This window comes from Lysinibacillus sp. GbtcB16 (assembly GCF_019091145.1).
GTDB classification, from domain to species: Bacteria; Bacillota; Bacilli; order Bacillales_A; family Planococcaceae; genus Lysinibacillus; species Lysinibacillus fusiformis.
Window position 1 is genome coordinate 1 of sequence record NZ_JAGXJV010000183.1, and the last position, 361, is coordinate 361.

1 pseudogene is annotated in these 361 nt (G+C 47.6%); it reads right to left on the minus strand.

Going from position 1 to position 361, the window contains the following annotated elements:
* Positions 1 to 269: pseudogene (locus KVT27_RS23915) on the minus strand (ABC transporter permease); the annotation flags it as partial.
* Positions 270 to 361 lie beyond the last annotated feature (92 nt).

The following is a 361-nucleotide window of genomic DNA, read 5'->3' on the forward strand; positions in this document are numbered from 1 at the left end:
AGGCTGCCGCCCATCGGCGCGCCAAAGGCGTATAAGGCAATAACAAAGGCAATAGATGTATTGAATATATTAATGAGAAAATAAGGGGCCGTTTTCGCGTAGGCGATGCGCCAAGGATTTTTCTTCCATGCTTCGAACCTCTGCCAAGTACCTGCATCTTTCTCCCTCGTGATCGTTAACGCAATGCCAAGAAATAACACCTGCTGCAAAATAGCCCCTACAAGGCCATACAGCATAAAGACGCTATAGTTAAAGGCTGAATTATACATAATCCGATACCGGTAAGGGATCGGGGACAGCGTGTTCATCACTTGCTCGTTCTGTAAGCCCTGCTGCAGCTGGAGCTTTTTCTGCGAGTAGC